This is a genomic window from Aminobacter sp. P4_D5 (assembly GCF_056401815.1).
The window spans coordinates 1-611 of the sequence record NZ_JBFUIP010000978.1 but is presented as its reverse complement, the minus strand read 5'-3'; the positions used below and the strand labels follow the sequence as shown (position 1 = coordinate 611).

General features: G+C 69.9%; 1 protein-coding gene. It reads left to right on the top strand.

From position 1 onward, the window contains the following. Positions 1–17 precede the first annotated feature (17 nt). On the top strand, positions 18–611 hold a 594-nt coding region (locus AC1DWF_RS36170; protein ID WP_476843269.1), incomplete at its 3' end, for a DUF1194 domain-containing protein.

Sequence of the window (611 nt, the reverse complement as noted above, 5' to 3'; positions counted from 1 at the left end):
ATTCCGAGGAGCAGGAGATGCAGTTCAACGGCTATGCCGCAGCCTTCCGCGACCATCGCCTCGTCGAGGCGATGATGCGCGGGCCCATCGGCTCCATCGCCTGCACCTTCTTCACCTGGTCCGACTGGAACATCCAGGAGCACCTGATCCCCTGGATGAAGCTCGACAGCCCCGAATCCGCCGAGCGCTTCGCCCGCGCGATCGATGCCGCGCCGCGGCGAACGCACCTCTACACCTCGATCTCCGGCGCCATGGACTTCGCCGCCGGCCTCTACGGCCAGGGCTACGAGGGCACGCGCCGCGTCATCGACATCTCCGGCGACGGCATCAACAACTCCGGCCGCGAGGTCGGCGCCGCACGGCAGGACCTGTTGAACCAGGGCGTGGTGGTGAACGGCCTCGCCGTGCTCGACCGCACCCCGCCGCCGCCGGGCCTCGGCGCCATGCAGCCGCTCGATGAATACTATCAGGAGCGGGTGATCGGCGGCCCCGGCGCCTTCCTCATGGTGGCCGACGGCTTCGAGAGCTTCGAGCAGGCGGTGCGCCGGAAGATCATCCGCGAGGTCGCGGCGATCCCGGCGCCCGGCCCGCTGGTCGAGCGCGCCTTCGGC